This is a genomic window from Kosakonia sp. ML.JS2a (assembly GCF_025642095.1).
In the GTDB taxonomy this organism is placed as follows: Bacteria; Pseudomonadota; Gammaproteobacteria; order Enterobacterales; family Enterobacteriaceae.
Window position 1 is genome coordinate 2142842 of record NZ_CP106754.1, and the last position, 26372, is coordinate 2169213.

The 26372-nt window shown below is 54.7% G+C and carries 25 protein-coding genes; 18 read left to right on the plus strand and 7 right to left on the minus strand.

Features of this window, described 5'->3' with window-relative positions:
* Positions 1 to 13: 13 nt before the first annotated feature.
* From N7922_RS10295 to N7922_RS10345, 11 genes are all read left to right on the plus strand, one after another.
* Positions 14 to 775 (plus strand): molecular chaperone, encoded by a 762-nt coding sequence (locus N7922_RS10295; protein WP_263100441.1) that lies wholly within the window; start codon positions 14 to 16, stop codon positions 773 to 775.
* Entirely contained in the window at positions 751 to 3144 is a 2394-nt protein-coding gene (locus tag N7922_RS10300) for a fimbria/pilus outer membrane usher protein (RefSeq protein ID WP_263100442.1), read from the plus strand. The genes N7922_RS10295 and N7922_RS10300 overlap by 25 nt, the downstream gene beginning before the upstream one ends.
* Positions 3144 to 4109, plus strand: a complete 966-nt coding sequence (locus N7922_RS10305) for a spore coat U domain-containing protein (protein WP_263100443.1) — start codon at positions 3144 to 3146, stop codon at positions 4107 to 4109. The genes N7922_RS10300 and N7922_RS10305 overlap by 1 nt, the downstream gene beginning before the upstream one ends.
* Before the next feature lie 86 nt (positions 4110 to 4195).
* A complete protein-coding gene (gene tar / locus N7922_RS10310; RefSeq protein ID WP_263100444.1) occupies positions 4196 to 5851 on the plus strand; it encodes a methyl-accepting chemotaxis protein II in 1656 nt (551 codons plus the stop codon).
* A 241-nt stretch (positions 5852 to 6092) separates the two neighbouring features.
* On the plus strand, positions 6093 to 6962 hold the full coding sequence (gene cheR, locus N7922_RS10315; RefSeq protein WP_061494354.1) for a protein-glutamate O-methyltransferase CheR: 870 nt from the start codon (positions 6093 to 6095) through the stop codon (positions 6960 to 6962).
* Positions 6959 to 8008 (plus strand): chemotaxis response regulator protein-glutamate methylesterase, encoded by a 1050-nt coding sequence (locus tag N7922_RS10320; RefSeq protein ID WP_263100445.1) that lies wholly within the window; start codon positions 6959 to 6961, stop codon positions 8006 to 8008. The genes cheR and N7922_RS10320 overlap by 4 nt, the downstream gene beginning before the upstream one ends.
* Before the next feature lie 17 nt (positions 8009 to 8025).
* Positions 8026 to 8415: a chemotaxis response regulator CheY gene (gene cheY, locus N7922_RS10325; RefSeq protein ID WP_263100446.1), complete on the plus strand. Its 390-nt coding sequence runs from the start codon at positions 8026 to 8028 to the stop codon at positions 8413 to 8415.
* Between the two features lie 11 nt (positions 8416 to 8426).
* On the plus strand, positions 8427 to 9071 hold the full coding sequence (gene cheZ, locus N7922_RS10330) for a protein phosphatase CheZ (protein ID WP_263100447.1): 645 nt from the start codon (positions 8427 to 8429) through the stop codon (positions 9069 to 9071).
* Between the two features lie 218 nt (positions 9072 to 9289).
* Positions 9290 to 10441 carry a flagellar biosynthesis protein FlhB gene (gene flhB, locus N7922_RS10335; RefSeq protein ID WP_263100448.1) on the plus strand — a complete coding sequence of 384 codons (1152 nt, stop codon included), beginning with the start codon at positions 9290 to 9292 and terminating at the stop codon, positions 10439 to 10441.
* The gene (gene flhA / locus N7922_RS10340; protein WP_263100449.1) at positions 10434 to 12512 is read left to right on the plus strand and encodes a flagellar biosynthesis protein FlhA; all 2079 of its coding nucleotides are present in this window, start codon (positions 10434 to 10436) and stop codon (positions 12510 to 12512) included. Before flhB ends, flhA begins: the two co-directional genes overlap by 8 nt.
* A complete protein-coding gene (locus N7922_RS10345; protein ID WP_263100450.1) occupies positions 12512 to 12922 on the plus strand; it encodes a flagellar protein FlhE in 411 nt (136 codons plus the stop codon). The genes flhA and N7922_RS10345 overlap by 1 nt, the downstream gene beginning before the upstream one ends.
* Before the next feature lie 28 nt (positions 12923 to 12950).
* Here N7922_RS10345 and N7922_RS10350 read toward each other — a convergent pair whose 3' ends face one another.
* Positions 12951 to 13133: a hypothetical protein gene (locus N7922_RS10350; RefSeq protein WP_263100451.1), complete on the minus strand. Its 183-nt coding sequence runs from the start codon at positions 13131 to 13133 to the stop codon at positions 12951 to 12953.
* Between the two features lie 89 nt (positions 13134 to 13222).
* On the opposite strand from N7922_RS10350, the gene N7922_RS10355 reads away from it, so the two are divergent.
* The 3 genes from N7922_RS10355 (at position 13223) to tnpA (N7922_RS10365) (ending at position 16546) form a co-directional block, all read left to right on the plus strand.
* Positions 13223 to 14800, plus strand: coding sequence for an MFS transporter (locus N7922_RS10355; protein WP_263100452.1), 1578 nt, complete (start codon positions 13223 to 13225; stop codon positions 14798 to 14800).
* A gap of 10 nt (positions 14801 to 14810) precedes the next feature.
* Positions 14811 to 15950 carry a glycoside hydrolase family 105 protein gene (locus N7922_RS10360; RefSeq protein WP_263100453.1) on the plus strand — a complete coding sequence of 380 codons (1140 nt, stop codon included), beginning with the start codon at positions 14811 to 14813 and terminating at the stop codon, positions 15948 to 15950.
* A gap of 158 nt (positions 15951 to 16108) precedes the next feature.
* Positions 16109 to 16546, plus strand: a complete 438-nt coding sequence (gene tnpA / locus N7922_RS10365; RefSeq protein ID WP_025263572.1) for an IS200/IS605 family transposase — start codon at positions 16109 to 16111, stop codon at positions 16544 to 16546.
* A 151-nt stretch (positions 16547 to 16697) separates the two neighbouring features.
* On the opposite strand, the gene argS is transcribed toward tnpA (N7922_RS10365), so the two are convergent.
* Complete coding sequence (gene argS / locus N7922_RS10370) at positions 16698 to 18431, minus strand: arginine--tRNA ligase (RefSeq protein WP_263100454.1); 1734 nt, start codon at positions 18429 to 18431, stop codon at positions 16698 to 16700.
* A 146-nt stretch (positions 18432 to 18577) separates the two neighbouring features.
* Between argS and N7922_RS10375 the strand changes: the two genes are divergently transcribed.
* The 3 genes from N7922_RS10375 to tnpA (N7922_RS10385) all read left to right on the plus strand — a co-directional run bounded on the left by N7922_RS10375 (position 18578) and on the right by tnpA (N7922_RS10385) (position 20637).
* Positions 18578 to 19138: a VOC family protein gene (locus N7922_RS10375; protein ID WP_263100455.1), complete on the plus strand. Its 561-nt coding sequence runs from the start codon at positions 18578 to 18580 to the stop codon at positions 19136 to 19138.
* A gap of 71 nt (positions 19139 to 19209) precedes the next feature.
* On the plus strand, positions 19210 to 19953 hold the full coding sequence (cutC, locus tag N7922_RS10380; protein ID WP_263100456.1) for a copper homeostasis protein CutC: 744 nt from the start codon (positions 19210 to 19212) through the stop codon (positions 19951 to 19953).
* A 225-nt stretch (positions 19954 to 20178) separates the two neighbouring features.
* A complete protein-coding gene (gene tnpA, locus N7922_RS10385; RefSeq protein ID WP_263098108.1) occupies positions 20179 to 20637 on the plus strand; it encodes an IS200/IS605 family transposase in 459 nt (152 codons plus the stop codon).
* A gap of 112 nt (positions 20638 to 20749) precedes the next feature.
* Here the strand turns inward: tnpA (N7922_RS10385) and cmoB are convergent, their stop codons facing one another.
* Genes cmoB through N7922_RS10410 form a run of 5 tightly spaced genes read right to left on the minus strand, consistent with a single transcriptional unit; the run spans position 20750 to position 24327 of the window.
* On the minus strand, positions 20750 to 21721 hold the full coding sequence (cmoB, locus tag N7922_RS10390) for a tRNA 5-methoxyuridine(34)/uridine 5-oxyacetic acid(34) synthase CmoB (protein ID WP_263100457.1): 972 nt from the start codon (positions 21719 to 21721) through the stop codon (positions 20750 to 20752).
* Positions 21718 to 22458, minus strand: coding sequence for a carboxy-S-adenosyl-L-methionine synthase CmoA (gene cmoA, locus N7922_RS10395; protein ID WP_263100458.1), 741 nt, complete (start codon positions 22456 to 22458; stop codon positions 21718 to 21720). Before cmoA ends, cmoB begins: the two co-directional genes overlap by 4 nt.
* Before the next feature lie 39 nt (positions 22459 to 22497).
* Complete coding sequence (locus N7922_RS10400) at positions 22498 to 22893, minus strand: MAPEG family protein (protein WP_263100459.1); 396 nt, start codon at positions 22891 to 22893, stop codon at positions 22498 to 22500.
* A gap of 52 nt (positions 22894 to 22945) precedes the next feature.
* A complete protein-coding gene (locus N7922_RS10405) occupies positions 22946 to 23764 on the minus strand; it encodes a DUF72 domain-containing protein (protein WP_263100460.1) in 819 nt (272 codons plus the stop codon).
* Positions 23761 to 24327: a hydrolase gene (locus N7922_RS10410; RefSeq protein ID WP_263100461.1), complete on the minus strand. Its 567-nt coding sequence runs from the start codon at positions 24325 to 24327 to the stop codon at positions 23761 to 23763. Before N7922_RS10410 ends, N7922_RS10405 begins: the two co-directional genes overlap by 4 nt.
* A 266-nt stretch (positions 24328 to 24593) precedes the next feature.
* On the opposite strand from N7922_RS10410, the gene aspS reads away from it, so the two are divergent.
* Positions 24594 to 26372: an aspartate--tRNA ligase gene (gene aspS / locus N7922_RS10415; protein WP_263100462.1), complete on the plus strand. Its 1779-nt coding sequence runs from the start codon at positions 24594 to 24596 to the stop codon at positions 26370 to 26372.

Consider the following 26372-nt stretch of genomic DNA (forward strand, 5'->3'; position numbering starts at 1 on the left):
AAGGGAGACGTGCATGAAAGCGACCTCATCCGCCCGGGTGGCAGGATTCATGCTGGCAGCCGTGCTGATGACTGCAGGCTATGTGCAGGCTGCGGCGACGATTTTATTGTGGCCCATCGATCCGTGGATGGGGGCAAACACGAATGCGACCGAATTGTGGATCCAGAATCAGGGTGAAACACCGGCCACCATGCAGGTACGCATTGTGCGCTGGCGTCAGGAGGGGGGACTTGAACGCTACCAGCAACAACATGATGTGGTCGCCAGCCCACCAATCGTACAAATCGAAAAGGGCAGTAAGCAGTTAATCCGCCTGATTAAACAGACGCAAATCCCGGCAGGCGTCGAACAAGCTTATCGCATCATTGTTGACGAAATCCCGCAGAAGGATGATCCGGAGACGCCGAAGATTGGCCTGAAACTGCAAATGCGCTACTCCATTCCGCTGTTTGTCTACGGTCAGGGTATCGCCACGTATGCCGGGCGTGCGCACCCTGCGTTGGTTGATACCAGTGACTTACACTGGCGTATTGTGCGTGACAAAGGTCAACCTGCGCTTGAAATTCGCAATAACGGGGATGTGCATGTCCGGTTAAGTAAAGTGACGGCTCGCCAGGGCGGGCAAACACGCCAGATTGCCGAGGGACTACTCGGGTATGTTTTGCCGCACAGTGCGCGTAGCTGGCCGTTGCCAGCAGGCGTGACCAGCCCCACAGAGCTGAATGCGACGATCAATGCCCGGGAAAGCCAATGGCAGTCATCAGCAGGCAACTGATCGTGGCGTTGACCGCGATGCTGCTGGTGAGTGCCGTTCGGGCTGAGCCAGGTGACGATATGCTACCGCCGCCGCCCTCTGCAAACGCGATGAATGAGCAGGCGGTGTTTCATTTAAGTCTGGTGATTAACCACTTTGACACGCAACAGGTGGTGCCGGTTACCCGGCGTCAGCAGGATTTTTATATTGCCAGCGCCGACCTGCTTCGGGCAGGTATTCCGGCAGAACATGTGCTGCCGGGCGAGGTCAATCTCTCAAACATGCCGGACGTGCATGCTGACTACGATAGCGAAGGCCAGCGATTAATGCTGTCCGTGCCCAAAGAGTGGGTTCCTGAGCGATTCACCGACTTTAATAATGAGGGGCCGCGCAACCTGCTCCATTACGGACGGGGGGCGTTAATGAATTACGACGTCTATACCAGCACCACCGAACATGTGGGTGGTCAGGTGGCGCTCTGGCATGAATTCCGCTATTTCAATGGTAATGGCGTGCTCTCCTCAACGGGGACCGTACGCAAGACGCTCACCGGCGATCTGCGGCAAAAAGAGGGATACGTGCGTTACGACTCTACGCTGACCTTCAGCGATGAAGACGACGCCATTGAATGGAACATCGGAGATGTGATCTCGGATGCATTAAGCTGGAGCAGCAGCGTTCGTGTTGGCGGTATCAGCTATGGCCGCGACTTCTCTTTGCGCCCGGATCTCATCACCTGGCCACTGCCTGCTTTCTCCGGGGAAGCGGCGGTGCCGACCTCGGTTGATGTCTTTATTAACGGTTATCGCGCGGGTAACACACAGCTTCAGCCTGGTCCGTTCACCCTCACCAATATGCCATTCATCAACGGTGCGGGGGACGCGGTGCTGGTAACGAAAGACGCACTGGGGCGGCAGGTGAGCACCACGCTTCCTTTTTATGTTGCCAGCAATTTGCTGAAACCGGGGTTGAGCGATGGCGCAATCACGGTGGGTTCCCTGCGGCGTCGTTACGGCGTTGAAAATTTTGATTACGGGCCGCCCGTGGGCAGTGGATCGTATCGCTATGGTATGACCGATTATATGACGCTGGAGGGGCATGCGGAAGCGGCAGAATCGCTGGTGCTTGGCGGTGCCGGGGCCGTGCTGAAACTCGGACGTCTGGGTGTCGTGAACGGGGCATGGACAGAGAGCCGAATGTTCGGCACCAGTGGCAACCAGCTCAACTGGGGTTATCAATACAACACCAGTCGGTTCAGCGTCACCACACAGCACAGTCGACGCAATCGCGGCTTCGGTAACCTGGCGTTGTACGACCAGCGTGCGGTCTATACCAATGTGCGCGATCCCGGGCAGTACGCGTTTGCCAGCCTGAGCCGCAATACCGATCAATATTCGCTGACGTTTACGTTGGGGGATTATGGCAATGTTGGCGCCGCCTGGATTGGCGTGCGCAGCTTTGATGATAAAAAAACGGAACTGCTGAACCTGTCATGGAGCCGGAATCTGTGGGGCGACAGCAGTATTTACCTGGCGGCAAGCCGCGATAACCAACAAGGTGACTGGACATTCGCGATGTCACTGCAAATTCCGCTTGGTGACAGCGATAGCACCGCTATCAGCATGGAAAGTACGCCGAACGCAGGGGCAACGCAGCGTATCAACTACAACCATGCTATGCCTACTGATGGCGGCTTTAGCTGGAATATGGCGTTGGCCAATCAGTCGCAGTCACGTTTTTATCAACAAGGCACGGTGGGCTGGCGCAACAATAATGTCGAGTTCCAGGGCGGGGGCTACGGTGAAAACACCATGATGACCTGGTGGGGGGAAGCGCTGGGGGCGGTGGTATTCATGGATGGCGAACTGTTTGCCGCCAACCGCATTAACGACGCGTTTGCGGTGATCAGTACCGAAGGCCATGCCGGGGTTCCGGTAAACTATGAGAACCAGCCGGTCGGTAAGACCAATCGCAATGGTTACCTGTTGGTGAGCGGCGTTTCTGCTTATTACCCGGCCAGTTACCGTATCGATACGCTGGATTTACCCGCTGACACGCAGATAAAAGATACCGAGCGCAAGATTGCACTGCGTCGTCGCAGTGGCTATCTGGTGGAATTCCCGATGGTGCAGGAGCGTGTTGCCAGCGTGATCCTTCACGATGAACAGGGCGAAGACATTCCGGTTGCCAGCCAGGTAATACGTCAGGGGAAGGCCAACGCCACGGTGGGGTACGACGGGATAGCGTGGCTGGAAAATCTGGATGAAGTCAATACGCTGCACGTCATGCTGCCGGACGGCGCCAGCTGCGATGCCCGCTTTACGCTTCTCGCCAATCCCGATCATAAATTGCAAACCTACGGACCGCTTATTTGTCAGAGGAGCCCATAATGCGACGGCTGATAGTGATTCTGGTTCTGCTGTGCAGCGCATTTCCGGCATGGTCGGCGTGTACCGTCAGCACCACCAACGGCGCGTTTGGCTCTGTAACCTCATTTGTCCTGAACAGTAATGTACAGACAACAACGGCTAACCTGATCGTCAGGTGTGATGCGGCCCTCAACCTGCTGACGAATGACTCCGTCACGCTCACCCTGACGGGCGCATCGGCTACCGCATCGAACCGTGGAACCCTGAAGCGAACCGATGACGCAACCATAACGGATGCAATTCCGGTGCGTGTTTGCGGGCAAAGCGGTTGTGCAAATAGTAGCGAAGCGACGATCAGTGGCAACAGCTATACCTGGAGCGGCGCAGTATTACTGGCGCTGCTGGGAACGCGCACCTACACCTTACCGCTCTACTTTCAGACGGTTGCCGGGCAGAATGTAACGGCCGGGCCCTATCAGGTTACGCTCAACTTCAGCGTGGCCTATAGCGTCTGCTCGGTGGGCGTCCTGAACCTGTGCTCAACGGCGCAAACCGGAACGGCGACAACCAGTTTGCAACTGAATATGACGGTCACCAATGACTGCACCACCATCAGTGCACCGAACGTCAACTTCGGTAGCGCCCCGCTGGTACGCAATTTCCCGACAGTTTCGCAATCCATTGCAGTGACCTGCACCAAAGGCAGTACCTATACGGTCGGGATTAATGATGGAGGTTATGCCAGTGGCGGAGTACGCAATATGGCCAGTGGCAGTAATCGTCTGAGTTATGAGATCTATAAAGCGGCGACCACGAACCGCTGGGGGAGCAGCGGGGCAGAGCGCTGGTCCAGCGGCACATCATCACAGGTGAGCACGGATGGTTTGCTGCGCACTTACAATTACACTGCCAAAGTCCTTACCACCCAGACCACACCTGCCGGGGGAACTTATAGTGATACATTAACTGTGGATATTGCGTTTTAAGTCACAATTTAATTCCCTTTCGCAAATGTAAAGTTCCCTGGCCGCATGCCGATAACACCGTTAAGAACTTATCAAGAAGGTGTTGCATGTTGAACCGTATCCGCGTCGTTACAATGCTTATGAGCGTGCTGGTGGTGTTTGCACTGTTGCAGCTCGTCTCTGGCGGTCTTTTTTTCTCGTCACTTAAGCAAAACCAGCAAAGCTTCGCAGTCTCCAATGACCTGCGTATGCAACAAACTGAGCTGGGCAAAGCCTGGGAGTTAATGCTGCAAACCCGCATTAACCTGAGTCGTTCTTCCGCACGTATGCTGCTCGATCCGGGTAACCAGCAGAGCAGTGCGAAAACCGATCTGCTGAACAGTGCGAAAAGCTCACTGGCAGACGCTGCAAAACATTACGACGCCTTCCGTGCACTACCTTCGCTGCCGGAAATGGATGACGCGCGCCAGAACCTGGATGAAAAATACCGCACCTATAATGCCGCCCTCAGCGAGCTGGTGCAGTTCCTTGAAAACGGCAATATCAACGGTTTTATGGCGCAACCGACTCAGGGGATGCAAAACGCCCTCGGTGATGCGATGACCAAATACGCCGGGTTGAGTGAAAACTTGTATCGCAACGCCTGGGATCAGAGCGTCAGTGACTATACTTTTGCCAAATGGCAGATGGCGATCCTCGCGTTGGCGCTGGTGATCGTGCTGGCGGCAGTCTGGTATGGCATTCGTCGAATTCTCCTGTCGCCATTATCGTCTGTTATCCGTCATATTCGTGAGATTGCCGGCGGCAACCTGACGCATACGCTGACCATTGCCGGGCGTAGTGAAATGACCGAACTGGCGCAAAGCGTTGATCATATGCAACACGCGCTAATCGAAACGGTCACCAATGTTCGGCAGGGGTCAGATGCGATTTATGCCGGCACCAGCGAAATTGCCGCCGGTAACAACGATCTTTCTTCCCGTACTGAAGAGCAGGCATCCGCCCTGGAACAAACCGCCGCCAGTATGGAAGAGTTAACCGCCACGGTGAAACAGAACGCTGACAACGCTCGTCAGGCCTCTCAGCTGGCACAAAGCGCCTCCGAAACGGCTGAGCGCGGCGGAAAAGTGGTGGATAGCGTAGTGAAAACAATGCACGACATCGCAGCCAGTTCGCAGAAAATCGCCGATATTATTAGCGTCATCGACGGTATTGCATTCCAGACCAACATCCTTGCATTAAACGCAGCGGTAGAAGCCGCGCGTGCAGGCGAGCAGGGGCGCGGTTTTGCGGTGGTTGCGGGAGAAGTGCGCAATCTTGCCAGCCGTAGTGCCCAGGCAGCCAAAGAAATTAAAGCTTTGATTGAAGATTCTGTCTCCCGTGTCGATACCGGATCTGTACTGGTTGGTAGCGCCGGGGAAACCATGTCGGACATTGTTAATGCGGTTACGCGGGTGAACGACATCATGGGTGAAATTGCATCGGCGTCTGATGAACAGAGTCGTGGCATCGACCAGGTTGCGCTGGCGGTATCCGAAATGGATCGCGTCACGCAGCAGAACGCGTCGCTGGTGCAGCAATCGGCAGCTGCGGCGGCTGCTCTTGAAGAACAAGCCAGTTTACTGACGATGGCGGTATCGGCCTTCCGCCTCTCTGCAGTATCCGGCGCTCCGGCGCGACGCGCTTCTACACCGGCGGCACAGACCCCGGCGAGAAACCGCCCGCAAACAGCCGGGCAAGAAGAAAATTGGGAAACGTTTTAACCCTTTTTTTGCGGATAGTTTGCCGCTTGAAGACTTAACATCACAGAGAAGTACGCAAGCCGGTTATCAGGCCTGCGTAACGACAAGGAGCATCAGTTGATCTGTCGTGATAATAACCTGTCGTCATATTTTATGACTGTACTGACGGCGGTGTTAAAGATTAAAGAGTGGGTCGAAAGACCTCAAGCGGCACCGCCCAACGCTGTGCCTGTTGAATACTGAACCTAGTTGAGAAGGCGCTATGACATCATCTATGCCCAGCGGGCAGACGTCATCAATATTACAGCAGATGACACAACGCCTGGCGCTGTCCGACGCGCACTTTCGTCGGATATGTCAATTGATTTACCAGCGTGCGGGGATTGTCCTCGCAGATCACAAACGCGACATGGTTTACAACCGCCTTGTCCGCCGTTTGCGTTCGCTAGGATTAGATGATTTTGGTCGTTATCTGAGCATGCTGGAAGCGAACCAGAACAGCGCAGAGTGGCAGGCGTTTATTAATTCGCTCACCACCAACCTCACCGCGTTCTTCCGGGAAGGGCATCACTTTCCTGTGCTGGCTGAACATGCGCGTAAGCGTACGGGTGAATACCGGGTCTGGAGCGCGGCGGCGTCTACGGGAGAAGAGCCGTACTCTCTTGCCATCACGCTTGCCGATGCTCTGGGCATGGCCCCCGGGCGCTGGAAAGTGTTTGCCAGCGATATCGATACCGAAGTGCTGCAAAAAGCGCGCGCCGGTGTGTATCGCCAGGATGAATTGAAGACGCTCTCGCCCCAGCAGATGCAACGCTACTTTATGCGCGGCACTGGCCCTCATGCCGGGTTGGTGCGCGTCCGGCAGGAACTGGCGAACTACGTTGATTTCACCACGGTGAACTTGCTGGACAAGCAATACAACGTACCGGGGCCGTTTGACGCAATTTTTTGCCGTAACGTAATGATTTATTTTGATAAAACGACGCAACAGGACATTCTGCATCGTTTCGCTCCGCTGCTTAAGCCGGACGGATTACTGTTTGCCGGGCATTCGGAGAACTTCAGCAACCTCGTGCGTGAGTTTACCCTGCGTGGGCAAACCGTTTATGCGCTGAGTAAGGATAAAGCATGAGTAAAATCAGGGTATTGTCCGTCGATGATTCCGCATTGATGCGCCAGATCATGACAGAAATAATCAATAGCCACAGTGATATGGAAATGGTTGCGACGGCGCCAGACCCGTTAGTCGCCCGGGATTTAATCAAAAAATTTAACCCGGATGTCTTAACGCTGGATGTGGAAATGCCGCGTATGGACGGACTGGATTTCCTTGAAAAATTAATGCGCCTGCGCCCGATGCCCGTTGTGATGGTCTCTTCCCTGACGGGAAAAGGATCGGAAGTGACACTGCGTGCGCTGGAACTGGGGGCGATTGACTTCGTCACCAAACCCCAGATCGGTATTCGTGAAGGGATGCTGGCCTATAGCGAGATGATCGCCGAGAAGGTACGTACGGCTTCGCGCGCACGTCTGTCGGCGCATAAACCGATGGCAGTACCGGCCACATTAAAAGCCGGGCCGCTACTCAGCTCGGAAAAATTGCTGGCAATTGGCGCATCAACCGGAGGAACAGAGGCAATTAGGCATGTACTCCAGCCATTGCCTCTCTCAAGTCCTGGTATTCTTATCACTCAGCACATGCCGCCGGGTTTTACCCGCTCATTTGCTGAGCGTTTGAATAAGCTGTGTCAGATAAGCGTAAAAGAAGCCGAAGACGGTGAACGCGTATTGCCAGGACATGCCTACATTGCGCCCGGCGATAGACATATGGAACTGGCGCGCAGCGGGGCAAACTATCAAATTAAGATCCACGACGGACCGCCGGTAAACCGACACCGTCCGGCTGTGGATGTGCTGTTTCATTCGGTGGCGAAATATGCGGGGCGCAACGCCGTGGGGGTTATTCTCACGGGGATGGGCAACGACGGCGCAGCCGGAATGTTAGCGATGCACCAGGCAGGCGCCTGGACCATCGCACAAAACGAAGCAAGTTGTGTGGTGTTCGGCATGCCGCGCGAAGCTATCAATATGGGTGGCGTCAGCGAAGTGGTCGATCTTAGCCAGGTAAGCCAGCAGATGCTGGCGAAAATCAGTGCCGGACAGGCAATACGTATTTGAACTAGGAGTAAAATTTTATGGCGGATAAAGAGCTCAGATTTCTGGTTGTGGATGACTTTTCCACGATGCGTCGAATCGTACGCAACCTGTTAAAAGAGCTGGGGTTCAACAACGTCGAAGAAGCCGAAGACGGCGTTGACGCGCTGAATAAACTCCAGGCCGGCGGCTTTGGATTTGTCATCTCTGACTGGAACATGCCGAACATGGACGGGCTGGAGTTGCTGAAAACCATCCGCGCGGACAGCAGCATGGCCTCCATGCCGGTATTGATGGTAACGGCCGAAGCGAAAAAAGAGAACATTATCGCTGCAGCGCAGGCGGGTGCCAGCGGCTACGTAGTGAAACCGTTTACGGCAGCAACCCTGGAAGAGAAGCTCGGCAAGATCTTCGAGAAACTTGGCATGTGAGGACTGGATAAATGATTCAACCTTCGATTAAACCAGTGGAAGAACATTCACCCAGCGATATTATTGCCCGGATCGGCAGTCTGACTCGCATGCTGCGCGACAGCTTGCGCGAATTGGGTCTGGACCAGGCGATTGCTGAAGCAGCGGAGGCGATTCCCGATGCCCGTGATCGTTTGGACTATGTAGTACAAATGACCGCGCAAGCGGCAGAACGTGCGCTGAACAGCGTGGAAGCCTCTCAGCCACATCAGGATGAGATGGAACGTGGTGCGAAAGACCTGAGCAAGCGTTGGGACGAGTGGTTTGAAAACCCCATCGAGCTGGCGGACGCCCGTGAACTGGTGACCGATACCCGTAAATATCTGGGTGACGTCCCGGGGCATACCAGCTTCACCAACGCACAGTTGATGGACATCATGATGGCGCAGGATTTCCAGGACCTTACCGGTCAGGTTATCAAACGCATGATGGATGTGGTTCAGGAGATCGAACGTCAGTTGCTGATGGTCCTGCTGGAAAACATCCCGGATCAGAGCGCGCGTCCGAAACGCGAAAACGACAGCCTGCTCAACGGACCTCAGCTCGACGCCACCAAAGCGGGCGTTGTGGCAAGCCAGGACCAGGTGGACGATTTGCTGGACAGTCTGGGCTTCTAATCTTTTTAGAATCAGTATATTACCAAAAAGCGGGCAGGGGAGAGACTACCCGCTTTTTGGCTTTCCCGCCGTTTTAACTCCACATTTATCGCTGCAACAGCGCAGATATTGCCCTGCTCAAATGGCGAAAACCCCCCGTTTTTATGCCTTACTCTGCCCATTAGACCGTGTTGACTCTGGCATTATGTCATCAAACCTGTAACCCGTGGATGTACGCCGTGGCCTCTGAAGACAGCGACGACAAAACAGAAGCCCCCACAGCGCACCGACTAGAAAAGGCGCGCGAAGAAGGGCAGATCCCCCGATCCAAAGAGCTGACATCCGTGCTTATCATGTTGGCGGGCATCTGCATTCTGTGGTTTGGTGGGGAAGCATTCGGTCGTCGGTTGTCAATCATGCTCTCCACCGGGTTACGTTTTGATCACCATATCGTCAATGACCAGAACCTGATCCTTGGGCAAATTATCATCATGCTGAAAAACGCATTGATAGCCATGTTGCCGCTGTTGACCGGCGTCGTGATCATTGCGTTAGTTGCGCCGGTGATGCTCGGGGGGCTGGTATTCAGCACCAAATCATTGGCGTTTCAGTTCTCCAAACTGAACCCGTTAAGCGGGATTAAGCGTTTGTTCTCTGCGCAGGTCGGGGCCGAGCTTGTTAAAGCGCTGATGAAGGCGCTGTTTATGGGCGGTGTGGCGGGCGTATTTCTCTGGCACCACTGGCCGGACATGATGCGTCTGATGAGCGAGTCGCCGTTTAAAGCGATGGCCAGCGCCCTTAACCTGACCGGACTGTGTGCATTACTGGTGGCGTTGAGCATTATCCCGATGGTGGGATTTGACGTGTTCTGGCAGATCTACAGCCACCTGAAAAAATTGCGCATGTCCCGTCAGGATATCCGCGATGAATTTAAACAGAGCGAAGGCGACCCGCATGTGAAGGGCCGTATTCGCCAGATGCAGCGCGCGGCGGCGCGCCGCCGGATGATGGCCGATGTGCCAAAAGCCGATGTGATTGTCACCAACCCGACGCACTACGCCGTGGCGTTGCAGTATGACGAGAACAAAATGAGCGCGCCCAAAGTGGTGGCGAAAGGGCAGGGGCTGGTGGCGCTGCGTATTCGCGAACTGGGCACTGAAAATCGCGTACCGATTTTGGAAGCACCGCCATTGGCGCGTGCACTCTATCGCCATGCTGAGATCGGTCAGCAAATCCCAGGTCAGCTCTATGCGGCGGTTGCCGAAGTGCTGGCGTGGGTATGGCAGTTGAAACGCTGGCGTTTGTCAGGCGGACAACGACCCGTTAAACCTGAGAATCTTCCGGTGCCAGAGGCGCTGGACTTTTTGAATGAGAAGGACACTGATGGCTAATCTGGTAGCAATGCTGCGTCTGCCCAGCAATCTGAAATCGACCCAATGGCAGATCCTTGCCGGGCCGGTGCTCATCATGCTTATTCTGTCGATGATGGTGCTGCCGCTGCCAGCGTTTGTCCTCGACCTGCTGTTTACCTTTAACATCGCGCTGTCGATCATGGTGCTGCTGGTGGCCATGTTCACCCAGCGCACCCTGGAATTCGCTGCGTTCCCGACCATCCTGCTGTTCACGACTTTGCTACGCCTGGCGCTGAACGTTGCCTCGACCCGTATCATCCTGATGGAAGGGCATACCGGTTCCGCCGCGGCAGGGCGGGTGGTAGAAGCATTCGGCCACTTCCTCGTTGGCGGTAACTTCGCCATCGGTATTGTGGTGTTCGTGATCCTCGTCATCATCAACTTTATGGTTATCACCAAGGGTGCCGGACGTATCGCTGAAGTTGGCGCGCGTTTCGTGCTTGACGGGATGCCGGGTAAACAGATGGCGATCGATGCGGATCTCAACGCCGGGATCATTGGCGAAGACGAAGCAAAACGCCGCCGTTCAGAAGTGACGCAAGAAGCGGACTTCTACGGTTCAATGGACGGTGCGAGTAAATTTGTTCGTGGGGATGCCGTCGCCGGTATCCTGATTATGGTGATCAACATCATCGGCGGTCTGCTGGTAGGGGTTTTGCAGCATGGCCTGTCAATGGGCGACGCGGCTGAAAGCTATACGCTTCTGACCATCGGTGATGGCCTGGTTGCGCAGATCCCGGCGCTGGTTATCTCCACCGCGGCGGGCGTTATTGTTACGCGTGTCAGCACCGACGAAGACGTCGGCCAGCAAATGGTGGGGCAACTCTTCTCCAACCCGCGCGTGATGATGCTGAGTGCAGGCGTTCTGGGGCTGTTGGGTCTGGTGCCTGGGATGCCGAACCTAGTGTTTCTGCTGTTTACCGGTGCGTTACTTGGCCTTGCCTGGTGGTTACGTGGTAAAGAACAGAAAGCGCCAGTGGAAGCCATGCCGGTCAAATTACCGGAAAACACGCAGGCGGTGGAAGCCACCTGGAGCGATGTGCAGCTTGAAGACTCGCTGGGCATGGAGGTCGGCTATCGTCTGATCCCGATGGTGGACTTCCAGCAGGATGGCGAACTGCTGGGGCGTATTCGCAGTATTCGTAAGAAATTCGCGCAGGATATGGGCTTTCTGCCGCCAGTGGTGCATATCCGTGACAACATGGATTTACCACCGGCCCGTTATCGCATCCTGATGAAAGGTGTTGAAATTGGTAGCGGTGAGGCGTATCCGGGCCGTTGGCTGGCGATAAACCCAGGCACCGCAGCCGGTACGTTACCTGGTGAACAGACCGTTGACCCGGCCTTTGGTCTGGCGGCTATCTGGATCGAGAGCGCGCTGAAAGAGCAGGCGCAGATCCAGGGCTTTACGGTGGTGGAAGCCAGTACCGTGGTGGCGACACACCTCAACCATTTAATTGGTCAGTTTGCATCGGAACTGTTTGGCCGCCAGGAAGCACAGCAGTTGCTTGACCGGGTAAGCCAGGAAATGCCGAAGCTGACTGAAGATCTGGTGCCGGGCGTGGTCACGCTGACCACCCTGCATAAAGTGCTGCAAAATCTGCTGTCCGAGAAAGTGGCGATTCGCGATATGCGCACGATTCTGGAAACGCTGGCAGAACACGCGCCGATGCAGAACGATCCGCACGAACTCACTTCCGTCGTGCGTGTGGCGCTGGGGCGTGCTATTACCCAACAGTGGTTCCCGGGCAATGACGAAGTTCAGGTGATTGGCCTTGATACCCCGCTGGAGCGTTTGCTGCTGCAGGCCCTTCAGGGCGGTGGCGGTCTGGAGCCGGGGCTGGCCGATCGTCTGCTCGAACAGACTCAGGAAGCGTTGGTACGCCAGGAAATGCTGGGCGCGCCGCCGGTGCTGTTGGTCAACCATGCGTTGCGTCCGTTGCTGGCCCGCTTCTTACGTCGCAGCCTGCCGCAACTGGTGGTGTTGTCGAATATGGAAATGTCGGATAACCGCAATATCCGTATGACGGCCACTATCGGAGGGAAGTAATGCGTTATTTTGCCTGGTTACTTGCGTTACCGCTGTTTGCTCACGCCGCCGGAGAGGGCGCGTGGCAGGCCAGCAGTATTGGCATTACGCTGAATAATCGTGGTGTGTCCGCCTCGTCAGCGCCGCTGGCTTCATCTCAGCCGGTGAACGGCTTAATGACGCTGGTTGCCTGGCGTTATGAACTGAATGGGCCGACCCCGGCGGGCTTATTAGTTCGCCTCTGTTCGCAAACACGCTGTGTTGAGCTTGATGGTCAGAATGGCACAACCACCGGCTTTACCGGTGTCCCGGCCATTGAACCATTGCGTTTTGTCTGGGAAGTCCCTGGTGGCGGGCGCCTGATACCGGCGTTGAAAGTGCAGAGTAATCAGGTGATCGTCAATTACCGCCAGCCTGCCAACAACGGGTAGCCGTTTCGTTGTTAACCCTCTCAATCAGTTAGTCTTCTTCGTCGCGTAAATCCTGCCGTTTGGCAGGATTTTGCTGTTGGCATCTCATTTTTGACCCCGTCTTTTGAAGCAAAAGAAACGCTGTTTTATAAATCAGTGAAGCGCGTGATGGCTCTCTTTGCATTTTTGCCAGTGCCGCCCTTTTACTGGCAGAAACAGAAAGGTTTCCCATGGCGCATCCTCTTACTTTAGCCGTGTAAGAATTTCCTTTGGCGCAGCCGTAATGCCAGGGGTCCCCAATAATGAATAGGGTTGACGGCAATGAAAACACGAAAAATTGGATTGGCTAATTACCTCGCCTACGGCTCAGGCGATTTTCTGGGGGCGGGCACGACCGCGTTGACCGCAGCATGGTTACTTTATTTCTACACAACCTTCTGTGGCCTGACGCCTATCGAAGCGACATTTATCTTTGCAGCCGCGAGGGTGCTGGATGCTGTCGTCAGTCCGCTGATGGGCTTTTTAACCGATAACTTTGGCACAACCTGGCTGGGTAAACGCTTCGGTCGTCGTAAGTTCTTTATCCTGCTCGGTATTCCCTGTGTCTTCAGCTACTCGATTATGTGGGTAGGGGAGATGAGTTTCTGGTATTACCTGCTGACCTATCTGCTGTTCGATGTGGTTTACACCATGATTCTGGTACCGTACGAAACGCTGGTACCGGAAATGACAGATGACTTTAAACAGAAAACCAAATTCTCCGGGGCGCGCATTTCTATGGCGCAAATGTCAGCCATTCTGGCCTCTTTCCTGCCCGGTATTCTGCTGACGCACTTCGGTAAAGAAAACCCGATCTCCTTCTTCTACGCAAGCCTGGTGTTCTCGGTACTGTGCGCAATGATGCTGACGTTTGTCTGGTGTTTCACCTGGGAACGCCCGCGAGAAGAGTGGACAGAAGCGGCTCTGCGCGCAGAGGAAGAGAAAAAGAGCCTCACCCTTGGTCAGAGTCTGCGCCGCTTGTTTGTTGAGCTTAGCTCGACGCTGCGTATCAAAATTTTCCGCCAGCACCTTGGTATGTACCTCGGCGGTTACATCGCACAAGACGTATTTAACGCGGTATTCACCTATTACGTGGTGTTCGTGCTGATGCAGGAAGCCTCCCTCGCGTCTAACCTGCTCGGCACGATGGCGATTTTCCAGTTTATCGCCGTTATCGCCATGATCCCGTTGTGCATCCGCTTCGGACCTGCGCCGTCGTACCGTATGGTCGTGGTGTTGTTTGGTTTGAGTGCTGCCTCTTACGGTGTCCTTTATTGGGCGGGATTAAGCGACATTTATGCGTTGCTGCTGCTGGTTTCCGCCATTGCGGGCCTGGGCCGTGGCGGTATCAACTATGTTCCGTGGAATACCTACACCTACATTGCCGATATTGACGAAGTGGTGACCGGTCAGCGTCGCGAAGGTATCTTCGCTGGCATTATGACCCTGACACGCAAAGCCTCGCAGGCAGGTGCGGTGATGCTGGTGGGGATTGTGATGCAGGCGTCGGGCTTTGTTTCCGGGCAAAAAACGCAGGTGCCGGAAGTAAGTCATACCATCCTGATGATCATGTGCTTCGGCACCATTGCGGTGCTGTGCTGCGGCTTCCTTGTCTCGCTGCGCTTTAAACTGAACCTGAAAACCCACAGCGTGTTGCGCGAAGAGACGGCCAAAATGCGCCAAAGCGGTCGCGCCATGCCGGAAAACATCACACCACAAGCGCGTGAAACCGTGGAGATGCTGGCGGGGATGCCATACGAATCGCTGTGGGGCAATAACAACATCGGCTACCTGAATCGTAATAAACCTGCCGCGCCTTCACTGAAGAAAGGTGCGTCACTGAAATCGACTTATAACTGAGGTGAGAAATATGAAGGTTTGGCCTGTCAAACACAGTCCGTTATTGCGTCAGCCAGAGCGTTTTATCGCCCGTGATGAACTGAAGGCGTTGATCCGCAAGATCACGCATAACCTGGTGAATATTCACGATAACACCGGCGAGTTTTTATTGCGGCTCGACGATGGGCGTGTGATTGATACCAAAGGCTGGGCCGGCTGGGAGTGGACACACGGTGTCGGTTTGTACGGTATGTATCAGTATTATCGCCAGACAGGGGATGAAACCGTCCGCGAGGTGATTGATAACTGGTTCGCTGACCGCTTTGCCGAAGGCGCCACCACGAAGAACGTCAACACCATGGCGCCCTTTCTGACGCTGGCGTATCGCTATGAAGAAACCGGCAACCCGAGCTATCTGCCGTGGCTGGAAAGCTGGGCTGAGTGGGCAATGTACGAGATGCCGCGCACTGAGCATGGCGGTATGCAGCACATCACGCTGGCGGAGGAAAACCACCAGCAGATGTGGGACGACACCCTGATGATGACCGTTCTGCCGCTGGCAAAAATTGGTAAGCTGCTTAACCGGCCGGAGTATGTCGAAGAGGCGGTGTATCAGTTCCTGCTCCATGTGCAGAACCTGATGGACAGAGAAACTGGCTTGTGGTTCCACGGCTGGAATTACGACGGGCAGCACAACTTCGCCCGTGCCCGTTGGGCGCGCGGCAATAGCTGGTTGACCATCGTGATCCCGGACTTCCTCGAACTGGTGGATCTGCCGGAAAATAACGCGGTGCGCCGCTATCTGGTGCAGGTGTTGAATGCGCAGATCGCCGCGCTGGCCAATTGTCAGCATGAGAGTGGGTTGTGGCATACGCTGCTGGATGATGCCGACTCTTATCTCGAGGCTTCCGCCACCGCCGGGTTTGCGTACGGCATACTGAAAGCGCTGCGTAAGCGCTATATCAGCGCCGATTACGCAGAAGTGGCGGAAAAAGCGGTGAAGGCGATTGTCGGCCACATTTCGCCGGAAGGGGAGTTGTTGCAGGTGTCGTTTGGTACCGGGATGGGCAGTAATCTGGCGTTTTATCGTGAGATCCCACTGACCTCCATGCCGTATGGCCAGGCGATGGCGATGCTCTGCCTGACGGAGTATTTACGCAAATATTTCTGACGATACGGCAAAAGAAAAACCCCGGAATTCCGGGGTTTTTTATCCTTGCATGAACACCACCTCCTATGGAGGTGGTCAGCAACAAGTTGGCTCTGCCAATAATGCTACTCATGGGAAAATCCGAATCCGTTATCCCCATAACTGATAAGGATTTAACCATGAGTAGATTCCAGAGAGCATCTCATGTGCTCTGGTGTTGTCAATATCATATCGTTTGGACACCCAAGTACCGATTTCGCATCCTGAGGAACAATGTTGGCAAAGAGGTCTATAAACAGATAAGGATCTCAAGTGAACAGCTCGGGATAGAAGTGGTGGAGCTGAATGTCCAGATAGATCATGTTCATTTGCTGGTAAAAGTGCCACCACGGCTTTCAATTTCCCATGTAATAGGTCACTTAAAGGGTAAAACAGCCCTTCGATTGTTCAGTAAATTTCCTTACCTACGGAAGAATAAGTTGTGGGGCAATCACTTCTGGGCACGGGGTTACTGCGTGGATACCGTAGGTATAAACGAAGAAATGATAAGAAAGTACGTGAAGTACCAGGAAAAGCATGAAGTTGAAGAGAGCCAACTTCCACTAAAAGAGGTGTGAAGGGAAGGCTCTCAGAGTCTGGACTTAGTACGCCCCTATGGGGCGCTATCAATGCCACCTGCTATGCAGGTGGTTTTTTACGCCTGACGATAAGGGCAAGTGCGATTGGGCAGGACGGGTAACACGCGTGTCAGCCACCCGGCATTAACACTTACATACGCTCGACGGTCTCGATCCCCAGCGTATCCAGACCAAGCTTCAGCGTTTTTGCGGTCAGCAGCGCCAGTTTCAGGCGGCTAAGGCGGATTTCGTCACTCTCCGCGCTGAGGATCGGACAATGCTCATAGAAACCAGAGAACAGACCAGCCAGATCGTACAGATAAGCGCACATCACATGCGGCGTGCCTTCGCGGGCAACCACGCTCAGGGTTTCTTCAAACTGCAGCAGACGCGCAGCCAGCTGAGATTCGCGCTCTTCGCTCACCACCACCGGGGCGCTTTCCAGCGCGCTTTCTTCAATGCCCGCTTTGCGGAACACCGACAGCACACGGGTGTATGCATATTGCATATACGGCGCGGTGTTGCCTTCGAAGGCCAGCATATTGTCCCAGTCGAACACGTAGTCAGTGGTGCGGTTTTTCGACAGATCCGCATATTTCACGGCGCCAATACCGACAGCGTTCGCCAGTTTTTCCAGCTCTTCGGCAGGCATATCCGGATTTTTCTCCGCCACCAGACGACGGGCGCGTTCCAGCGCTTCATCCAGCAGATCGGCAAGTTTAACCGTGCCACCCGCGCGGGTTTTGAACGGTTTGCCATCTTTGCCCAGCATCATGCCGAACATATGGTGTTCCAGCGGCACGGAATCCGGCACATAGCCCGCTTTGCGCACAATCGTCCACGCCTGCATCAGGTGTTGGTGCTGACGGGAGTCGATGTAGTAGAGCACGCGATCGGCATGCAGCGTTTCATAGCGGTATTTGGCGCAGGCGATATCCGTGGTGGTGTAGAGGTAGCCGCCATCCTTTTTCTGGATAATGACGCCCATCGGCTCACCTTCTTTATTCTGATATTCGTCGAGGAATACCACCGTCGCGCCTTCACTCTCGACCGCCAGGCCTTTCGCCCGCAGATCGGCAACAATACCCGGCAGCATCGGGTTATACAGGCTTTCGCCCATCACATCTTTACGGGTCAGGGTGACGTTTAAGCGTTCGTAGGTTTTCTGGTTCTGACTCATGGTGATGTCAACCAGCTTGCGCCACATTTCACGGCAGTACTCGTCGCCGCCTTGCAGTTTCACCACATAACCGCGCGCGCGTTCGGCAAAGGCGGCGTCTTCGTCATAATGTTTTTTGGCTTCACGGTAGAAACCTTCCAGGTCGGCCAGAGCCATTTCGCCCGCGTTTTCCTGCTGTTGCAGTTCCAGATAAGCGATCAGCATACCGAACTGGGTACCCCAGTCGCCGACGTGGTTCGCGCGAATCACATTATGACCGAGAAATTCGAGTGTCCGTACGGAGGCATCACCAATGATGGTGGAACGCAAGTGGCCAACGTGCATCTCTTTTGCCACGTTCGGCGCAGAGTAATCGATAACGATGGTTTGCGGCTGCGGACGGGTGACGCCCAGACGATCCGACGCCAGCGCCAGGGTGACCTGCTGCGCAAGAAATTCCGGCGCAAGAAAAATATTGATAAAGCCCGGACCGGCGATTTCAACCTTACTGGCAATCCCGTCAAGAGAGAGGTGCGTCAGAACCTGCTCGGCCAGTTGTCGCGGCGCCATGCCCAGTTTTTTTGCAACTGCCATCACGCCATTAGCCTGATAGTCGCCAAACTGAACTTTTGCGGACTGACGTACCTGCGCTTCGCAATCTGCGGGAGCGCCTGCAGCAATCATGGCCTGACTGACTTTTTCTGAGAGAAGAGCCTGAATATTCACCGGGATACCTTACATTTAGGACGCCGCGTAACAGGGGCGGCGTCCGGGTGTTTAATAAAGGCGGGAGTATACTGCAAATGCCCGGTGGCGTCAGCACTGCATAACACGGTAGATTATGCGCTTTGTTATGACTTACGAGCACTGTTATGAGTAATTGGCAAACTATCGAAGAGTTGCAGGATATCGTGGAAGATTTGCCGCGTTTCACTGACGACTTGCAGAAATTCACTACCCGTCTTGGACTGAATATCGCACCATTAAACGCCGACCATATTTCACTGCGTTGCCACCAAAATACCACTGCAGAACGCTGGCGGCGCGGTTTTGAACAGTGCGGCGAACTGCTCTCCGATAACATGATCAATGGTCGACCGATTTGCCTGTTTAAACTGCATGAACCACTGTGCGTTGCGCACTGGCAATTCACCGTTGTTGAGCTGCCGTGGCCAGGTGAAAAACGCTATCCCCATGAAGGCTGGGAACATATCGAGATCGTGCTGCCGGGTGCGCCGGAGACATTGAATGCGCGCGCGCTGGCGCTTCTGGCGGACGAAGGTCTGAGCCAGCCAGGGGTGGCAGTAAAAACCAGCTCACCTAAAGGCGAACGCGAGCGGCTGCCAAACCCGACGCTGGCGGTGACAGATGGCAGGGTGACGGTGAAGTTCCACCCCTGGACGATTGAAGAAATTGTCGCCAGCGAGGATTGAAACACCAGCCTGTGAAGGCGCGCAGAACCCGGCTGAACGAAGCATGCCATGATAAAGAAAAGGGAGGAGAGATGAGCATACTGGAAATTTGTTGTTATGGCGTCGAAGACGCGGTAATCGCCCAGCAGTCCGGCGCAGATCGCATTGAATTTTGTGCCGCGCCGAAGGAAGGGGGCTTAACCCCGTCATATGGCACGCTGAAAAGCATTCGCCAGGCGGTGACGATTCCGGTGCATCCGATAGTGCGGCCGCGCGGCGGTGATTTTTGCTATCGCCAGGATGAGTTTGCCGCCATGCTCGATGATATTCACTTTCTCCATCAGCTCGGCTTTCCTGGCCTTGTCACCGGCGTTCTTAATGAGGACGGTGATGTTGATATGGCGCGAATGCGTGAGGTGATGAGCGCGGCGCAAGGGATGGCGGTCACTTTTCATCGGGCTTTTGATATGTGCGCCGATCCTGTACAAGCATTTGATTCATTGGCGGAATTAGGCGTTTCACGCATTCTGACTTCGGGGCAACAGGCATCGGCGGAAAAAGGACTTTCATTAATCACGGAACTTAATGCCCGGTCCGGTGCTCCAATCATTATGGCAGGCGCAGGGGTGCGCCCGGATAACCTCTCACTGTTTCTCACCGCGGGTGTGAAAGAGGTGCATAGCTCGGCAGGTTGCTGGACAGCGTCGCCGATGCGTTATCGCAATAAGGGATTGTCGATGTCTTCCGATGCCAGTGCGGATGAATACGCCCGCTATGGCGTTGACGGAAATGCCGTGGCGTTGATGAAGCAAATGATGGTTGATTATCGCCACTGAAACCCGTTTTTACCGCGCATCATGTCGCCCAATGTGATGCTTGCTCGTACCAGGCCCCTGCCATTAACAGGGGCCTTTTTTTATCTATAGAAAACCCCCAGCTAGGCTGGGGGTTCCGGAAAGCTTTCAGCTTTAAGCCAGTTATTAAAACCCCTTTTGATTTGTTAAAACACCTTGCGGTCTGGCAACTGCAAAAGTTCAACAAGAAATCAAAAGGGGGTCCCGATGGGGGACGAAAAGAGCTTAGCGCACACCCGATGGAACTGTAAATATCACATAGTTTTTGCGCCAAAATACCGAAGACAGACGTTCTGCGGAGAGAAACGCCTGGCGATAGGCAGCATTTTAAGAAAGCTGTGTGAGTGGAAAAACGTACGGATCCTGGAAGCGGAATGCTGCGCAGATCATATCCATATGCTTGTGGAAATCCCGCCCAAAATGAGCGTATCCGGCTTTATGGGATATCTGAAAGGGAAAAGCAGTCTGATGCTTTATGAGCAGTTTGGAGATCTGAAATTCAAATACAGGAACAGGGAATTCTGGTGCCGGGGATATTACGTAGATACGGTAGGGAAGAACACGGCGAAGATACAGGAATACATAAAGCACCAGCTTGAAGAGGATAAAATGGGCGAGCAGTTATCGATCCCTTATCCGGGTAGCCCGTTTACGGGCCGTAAGTAACGAAGTTTGATGCAAATGTCAGATCGTATGCGCCTGTTAGGGCGCGGCTGATAACAGAGCCTTACAGGCGCATCTGAAAAACCTCCGGCTATGCCGGAGGATATTTATTGTCTTACGGCTTACGGGCGATCAGTACAGCGCGCAGCGGAGCAGGATAACCTTCAATGGTTTTTGTGTTGTCCGCCGGGTCGAGGAAATCCGCCAGCGATTCGCTGGTCATCCATGACGTGCGCCGTTGCTCATCGGTACTGGTAACACTCATATCGGCGATACGCACGTCGACAAAACCGCATTTCTCCAGCCAGTTTTTCAGCGCCAGCGCGGAAGGAATAAAGTAGACGTTGCGCATCTGCGCATAGCGATCGCCTGGCACCAGAACGGCATGCTCATCACCTTCGATCACCAGCGTTTCCAGTACCAGTTCACCCTCTTTCACCAGTTGATCTTTTAACTGCCACAGATGTTCCAGCGGTGAGCGGCGATGATAGAGCACGCCCATCGAAAAGACGGTGTCAAAGGCGTTGAGCGCCGGCAGTTGTTCGATTCCCAGCGGTAACAAATGGGCGCGGCGATCGTCGCCAAGCAATTTACGCACTGCTTCAAACTGACATAAGAACAGTTGCGTGGGGTCTATCCCCACCGCCAGCGATGCGCCCGCGCCAATCATGCGCCACAGGTGATAGCCGCTACCGCATCCAACATCGAGGATAGTGCGCCCGGTTAAATCAGAGAGATGCGGCAGAACGCGTTCCCATTTCCAGTCGGAACGCCATTCGGTATCGATATCAATACCATAGAGTGAAAACGGCCCTTTGCGCCATGGCATCAGATTGCGCAGCAGGGTTTCCATCCCTTTCAGTTGCCCCGCGCTCAGTGGTTCAGCGCTGGTCGCACTCACGCCATGAACCAAATCCCGTTCTGCCGGTGTGATAAGAGGCAAAAACTCAACGGCGTTATTCCACTGTTTAAACTGCCCGTGCAGTGCTTCACGCTGCCAGGCGGAGAGTTGAGGGGGCAGGGTATCCAGCCAGTGAGCTAAGGGACCCACGGCTATTTGCTGATAAAAACGACCAAACTCAATCATGCCGCATCCGCCTTCAGGGCCACCAGAGAGCCAAAGTTAAAGCACTGGAACCACAGCTCGCTGTGTTCAAAACCGGCGGCGCGCAGGCGTGTTTTATGCGTTTCAACGGAGTCCGTTAACATGACGTTTTCCAGCATGCTGCGCTTCTGGCTGATCTCCAGCTCGCTGTAACCGTTTGCACGTTTGAAGTCATGGTGCATGTTGAACAGCAGTTCGCCGACGACGTCGTCTTCAAAGCTGAATTTCTCCGACAGCACCAGTGCGCCACCGGGGTTCAGCCCCTGGTGGATCTTCTTCAACAGCACCAGACGATCGTCGGGTTCGAGAAATTGCAGGGTAAAATTGAGCACGACCATCGAGGCGTTTTCGATTGGAATATCGCGGATATCGCCTTCAATAACGCTGACCGGTGTCGGGGCTTTATAGGCATCAATATGGCGACGGCAACGTTCGACCATCGCCGGGGAGTTGTCCACCGCGATAATTTTGCATTCAGGCTGTGCAATATTACGGCGTACGGAGAGCGTAGCGGCACCCAGTGAACAACCCAGATCGTAGACCTGCGTAGTGGGCTGCACGAAGCGCTCCGCCAGCATGCCGATCATCGAGATAATATTGGAGTAACCCGGTACGGAACGCTGGATCATATCCGGGAAGACTTCAGCTACCCGTTCATCAAAAGTCCAGTCGCCCAGGCTGGCGATAGGCGCGGAAAAAAGCGTGTCGCGGTGAGACATAGTGTAAATATCCGGGAAAACAAAGGGGCGTATTGTGCGCTAATGCAGGGAGAAAACCAACTCCCAGGGCATATACCACAGGTTTACCAGCACCATAAGCACCAGTGAACACCAGGTGGCGCTCATGCCGGAACGACGCCAGCGGAACAGCCGATGATAGTAGCCATAATAATGCATCAGGCGACCCGCGATCAGCAGCAGCCCGCAAACATGCACTATCCAGGTTTGCGCGCCGTCCATCTCCATAAAGAGCAGCAGGATGAGCGCGATGGGGATGTACTCCACCGCGTTGCCATGGATACGAATCGCGCTTTGTAGCTCGCTAAATCCGCCATCCCCATAGCTCACGCGATACTGCATACGCAGGCGGACCACATCAAATGAAAACTTCAGCAGTAACAACGCACCCAACACGGCATAAAGCGCGCTAACCATACAAACTCCCTTTAAGGCTCTGGTGACCGCTTAACAATGATAGGTGGTTCATTCAAAAAAGAGAAGATTGCCGGGGAATGGCGGGCGCGTCGCCAATGGAGGGCAGTACTGTATATAAATCCTGCCACAGTGTTTCCACCAGTTCCGGCGCCTGGGCAATATCCGGCGTGTGTAAAAAGAGATAGGGCGTGGTGGTTTGTTCCCAGAGCGGCAATTTGCTTAGCCATACTGCAAACAATTCACGGTTTTGTTGCATATTATCGCTGCCGATAAAACGCACCAGCGGGTTGTTAGCGGTGACCAGCGCATGCACCGGAACTTTGGGTTTTTTACGCTGTGCTTCTTTAACGGCTTCACTGTGCGCAACGGCGCTGTGCACCGGGCGGCTATCCAGGATCACCCGATTGACGCCGCGGGCATGGAGCCCCTGGTTCAGCGCTTTTTCGTCCTCGCCTTTGGCAAAAAAAGCCGGATGGCGGACTTCAACCCCATAGGTGAATGTGGCCGGAAGGGTGTCAATAAAAGCCCACAGCGCAGGTAAATCCTGCGGGCCGAACGCGGCAGGCAACTGGATCCAGTACTGACCAATACGGTTTGCCAGCGGCGACAGGCGGGTAAAGAATTCCGTGGTCAGGTCGGCGCAGTTGCGCAGCGCAGCCTGGTGGGAAATGGTCGCAGGAAATTTAAAGCAGAAGCGAAAATCGTCGGTGGTTTGATCGCGCCAGCGGCTCACCACCTCTGCTTTGGGCAGTGCGTAGAGCGTGGTATTGCCTTCGACGCAATTAAAATGCCGGGCATACTCTTCGAGACTGGTGATGCCAAGGCGCACCCATTTCGGGTGCGACCATTGCGGCAGGCCGATGTAAATCATAATGCGTTGACGATCTCATCTGTGCTGCGAACACGGCCAATACGCGGGAAAATGTGGGTGATGCTGCCGTGATGCTGTTCGCTGCTGCCCGCGCTGCAGGCATCTTCTGCGATCACCAGCGAGAAGCCGAGTTCCCAGGCATTACGGGCGGTGGACTCGACGCCAATATTGGTCGAAATACCGCACAGCACAATGGTGTCAATGCCGCGACGGCGTAATTGCAACTCCAGCTCGGTGCCGTAGAACGCGCCCCACTGACGTTTCGTCACTTCGATGTCACTCGCTTTTTTACCCAGCGTGAGCGGGTAATCCCACCAGTTAGCGGGCAGAGCGTGACCACCGGCTGGCGCATCTACCGGTTGTTTCAGCGCTTCGGCGAAATCGGCTGACCAGCCCACGCGCACCAGCACGACCGGCGCGCCTTTGGCGCGAAATGTTTCCGCCAGCACAGCGGCGCGCTGTACCACATCCTGCGCGGTGTGCGGGCCACCGGCGAAAGGCAGAATGCCTTCCTGCAAATCGATCACCACCAGCGCGGTTTTCTCAGCGTTGAGTTCCAGCATAATAACTCCTGAAAAATGAATGACGTCGGTAGCTACCTTACGCGTTCTGGCGTCGCGCGCGGTTTACAAATTTTGTTAAATTTTGTGAGAATGCGCAATAAGCGCGCAGCAAACGCGCGTACAGTCAGTCGCGGGCTTATCGTCAGGCAGAATTTCCAGTATAATAGCCCCCTTTTTTCATCCAGTTGTGACATACGAAAATAGCTGCTACCTAAGCGCCTGCACCGCAGGTGACGGGTCGCACGCAGCTAATTAAGGGATATCTCATGCGTACAGTATATTGCGGGCAGCTCAATCAGTCCCATGTGGGACAGCAAGTAACGCTTTGTGGGTGGGTCAATCGTCGTCGTGACCTCGGTAGCCTTATCTTTATTGATATGCGCGATCGTGAAGGCATCGTGCAGGTGTTTTTCGACCCGGACCATCAGGATGCGTTCCAGCTCGCTTCCGAACTGCGTAATGAGTTCTGCATTCAGATTACCGGCACCGTACGCGCCCGCGATGCGAAAAACGTCAACAAAGATATGGCTACCGGCGAAGTGGAAGTGTTCGCGACTGCGCTGAACATTATCAACCGCGCCGAAGCCTTGCCGCTCGACTCCAACCACGTCAACACTGAAGAAGCGCGTCTGAAATACCGCTATCTCGATTTGCGTCGTCCGGAAATGGCTCAGCGCCTGAAAACGCGTGCGAAAATCACCAGCTTTGTCCGTCGCTTTATGGATGACCATGGCTTCCTCGACATCGAAACCCCGATGCTGACCAAAGCCACGCCGGAAGGCGCGCGCGACTACCTCGTGCCAAGCCGTGTGCATAAAGGCAAATTCTACGCGCTGCCGCAGTCCCCTCAGTTGTTCAAACAGCTGCTGATGATGTCCGGTTTTGACCGCTACTATCAGATCGTAAAATGCTTCCGCGACGAAGACCTGCGTGCTGACCGCCAGCCGGAATTCACCCAGATCGATGTGGAAACCTCCTTTATGACCGCGCCGCAGGTGCGTGAAGTGATGGAAGCACTGGTTCGCCAGTTGTGGCTGGAAATCAAAGGCGTGGATCTGGGTGGCTTCCCGATCATGACCTTTGCTGAAGCCGAACGTCGTTACGGTTCCGATAAACCGGATCTGCGTAACCCGATGGAACTGGTGGACGTTGCTGACCTGCTCAAAGAGGTTGAGTTTAAAGTCTTCTCCGGTCCGGCGAACGACGCAAAAGGTCGCGTTGCCGCGCTGCGTGTGCCAGGCGGCGCACAGATCAGCCGTAAACAGATTGACGACTACGGCAAATTTATCGAAATCTACGGCGCGAAAGGTCTGGCCTATATTAAGGTCAATGAAGCGGCAAAAGGCCTGGAAGGCATCACCAGCCCGGTGGCGAAGTTCCTCAATGCCGATATCGTCAACGCAATCCTGGCACGCACTGGCGCACAAGATGGCGATATGGTTTTCTTCGGCGCGGATCACAAAAAAGTGGTTGCCGATGCGCTGGGCGCGCTGCGTCTGAAGGTGGGCAAAGATCTGAACCTGACCGACGAAGCCAAATGGGCGCCGCTGTGGGTGATTGATTTCCCAATGTTTGAAGATGACGGTGAAGGCGGTCTGACGGCAATGCACCACCCGTTCACCTCGCCGAAAGACATGTCTGCCGCAGAGCTGAAAGCAGCGCCGGAAGATGCCGTTGCCAACGCCTACGATATGGTCATTAACGGTTATGAAGTGGGCGGCGGTTCCGTGCGTATCCACAACGGCGAAATGCAGCAGACCGTGTTCGGTATTCTGGGCATTAACGATCAGGAACAGCGTGAGAAGTTTGGCTTCCTGCTGGACGCGCTGAAATACGGTACGCCGCCGCACGCAGGCCTGGCGTTTGGCCTGGATCGCCTGACCATGTTGCTGACCGGCACGGACAATATCCGTGACGTTATCGCCTTCCCGAAAACGACGGCGGCTGCGTGTCTGATGACCGAAGCACCGAGCTTCGCCAATCCGGCGGCGCTGGCTGAGTTGGGTATTGCGGTACTGAAAAAAGAGTCTGCGGAGAATAAGTAA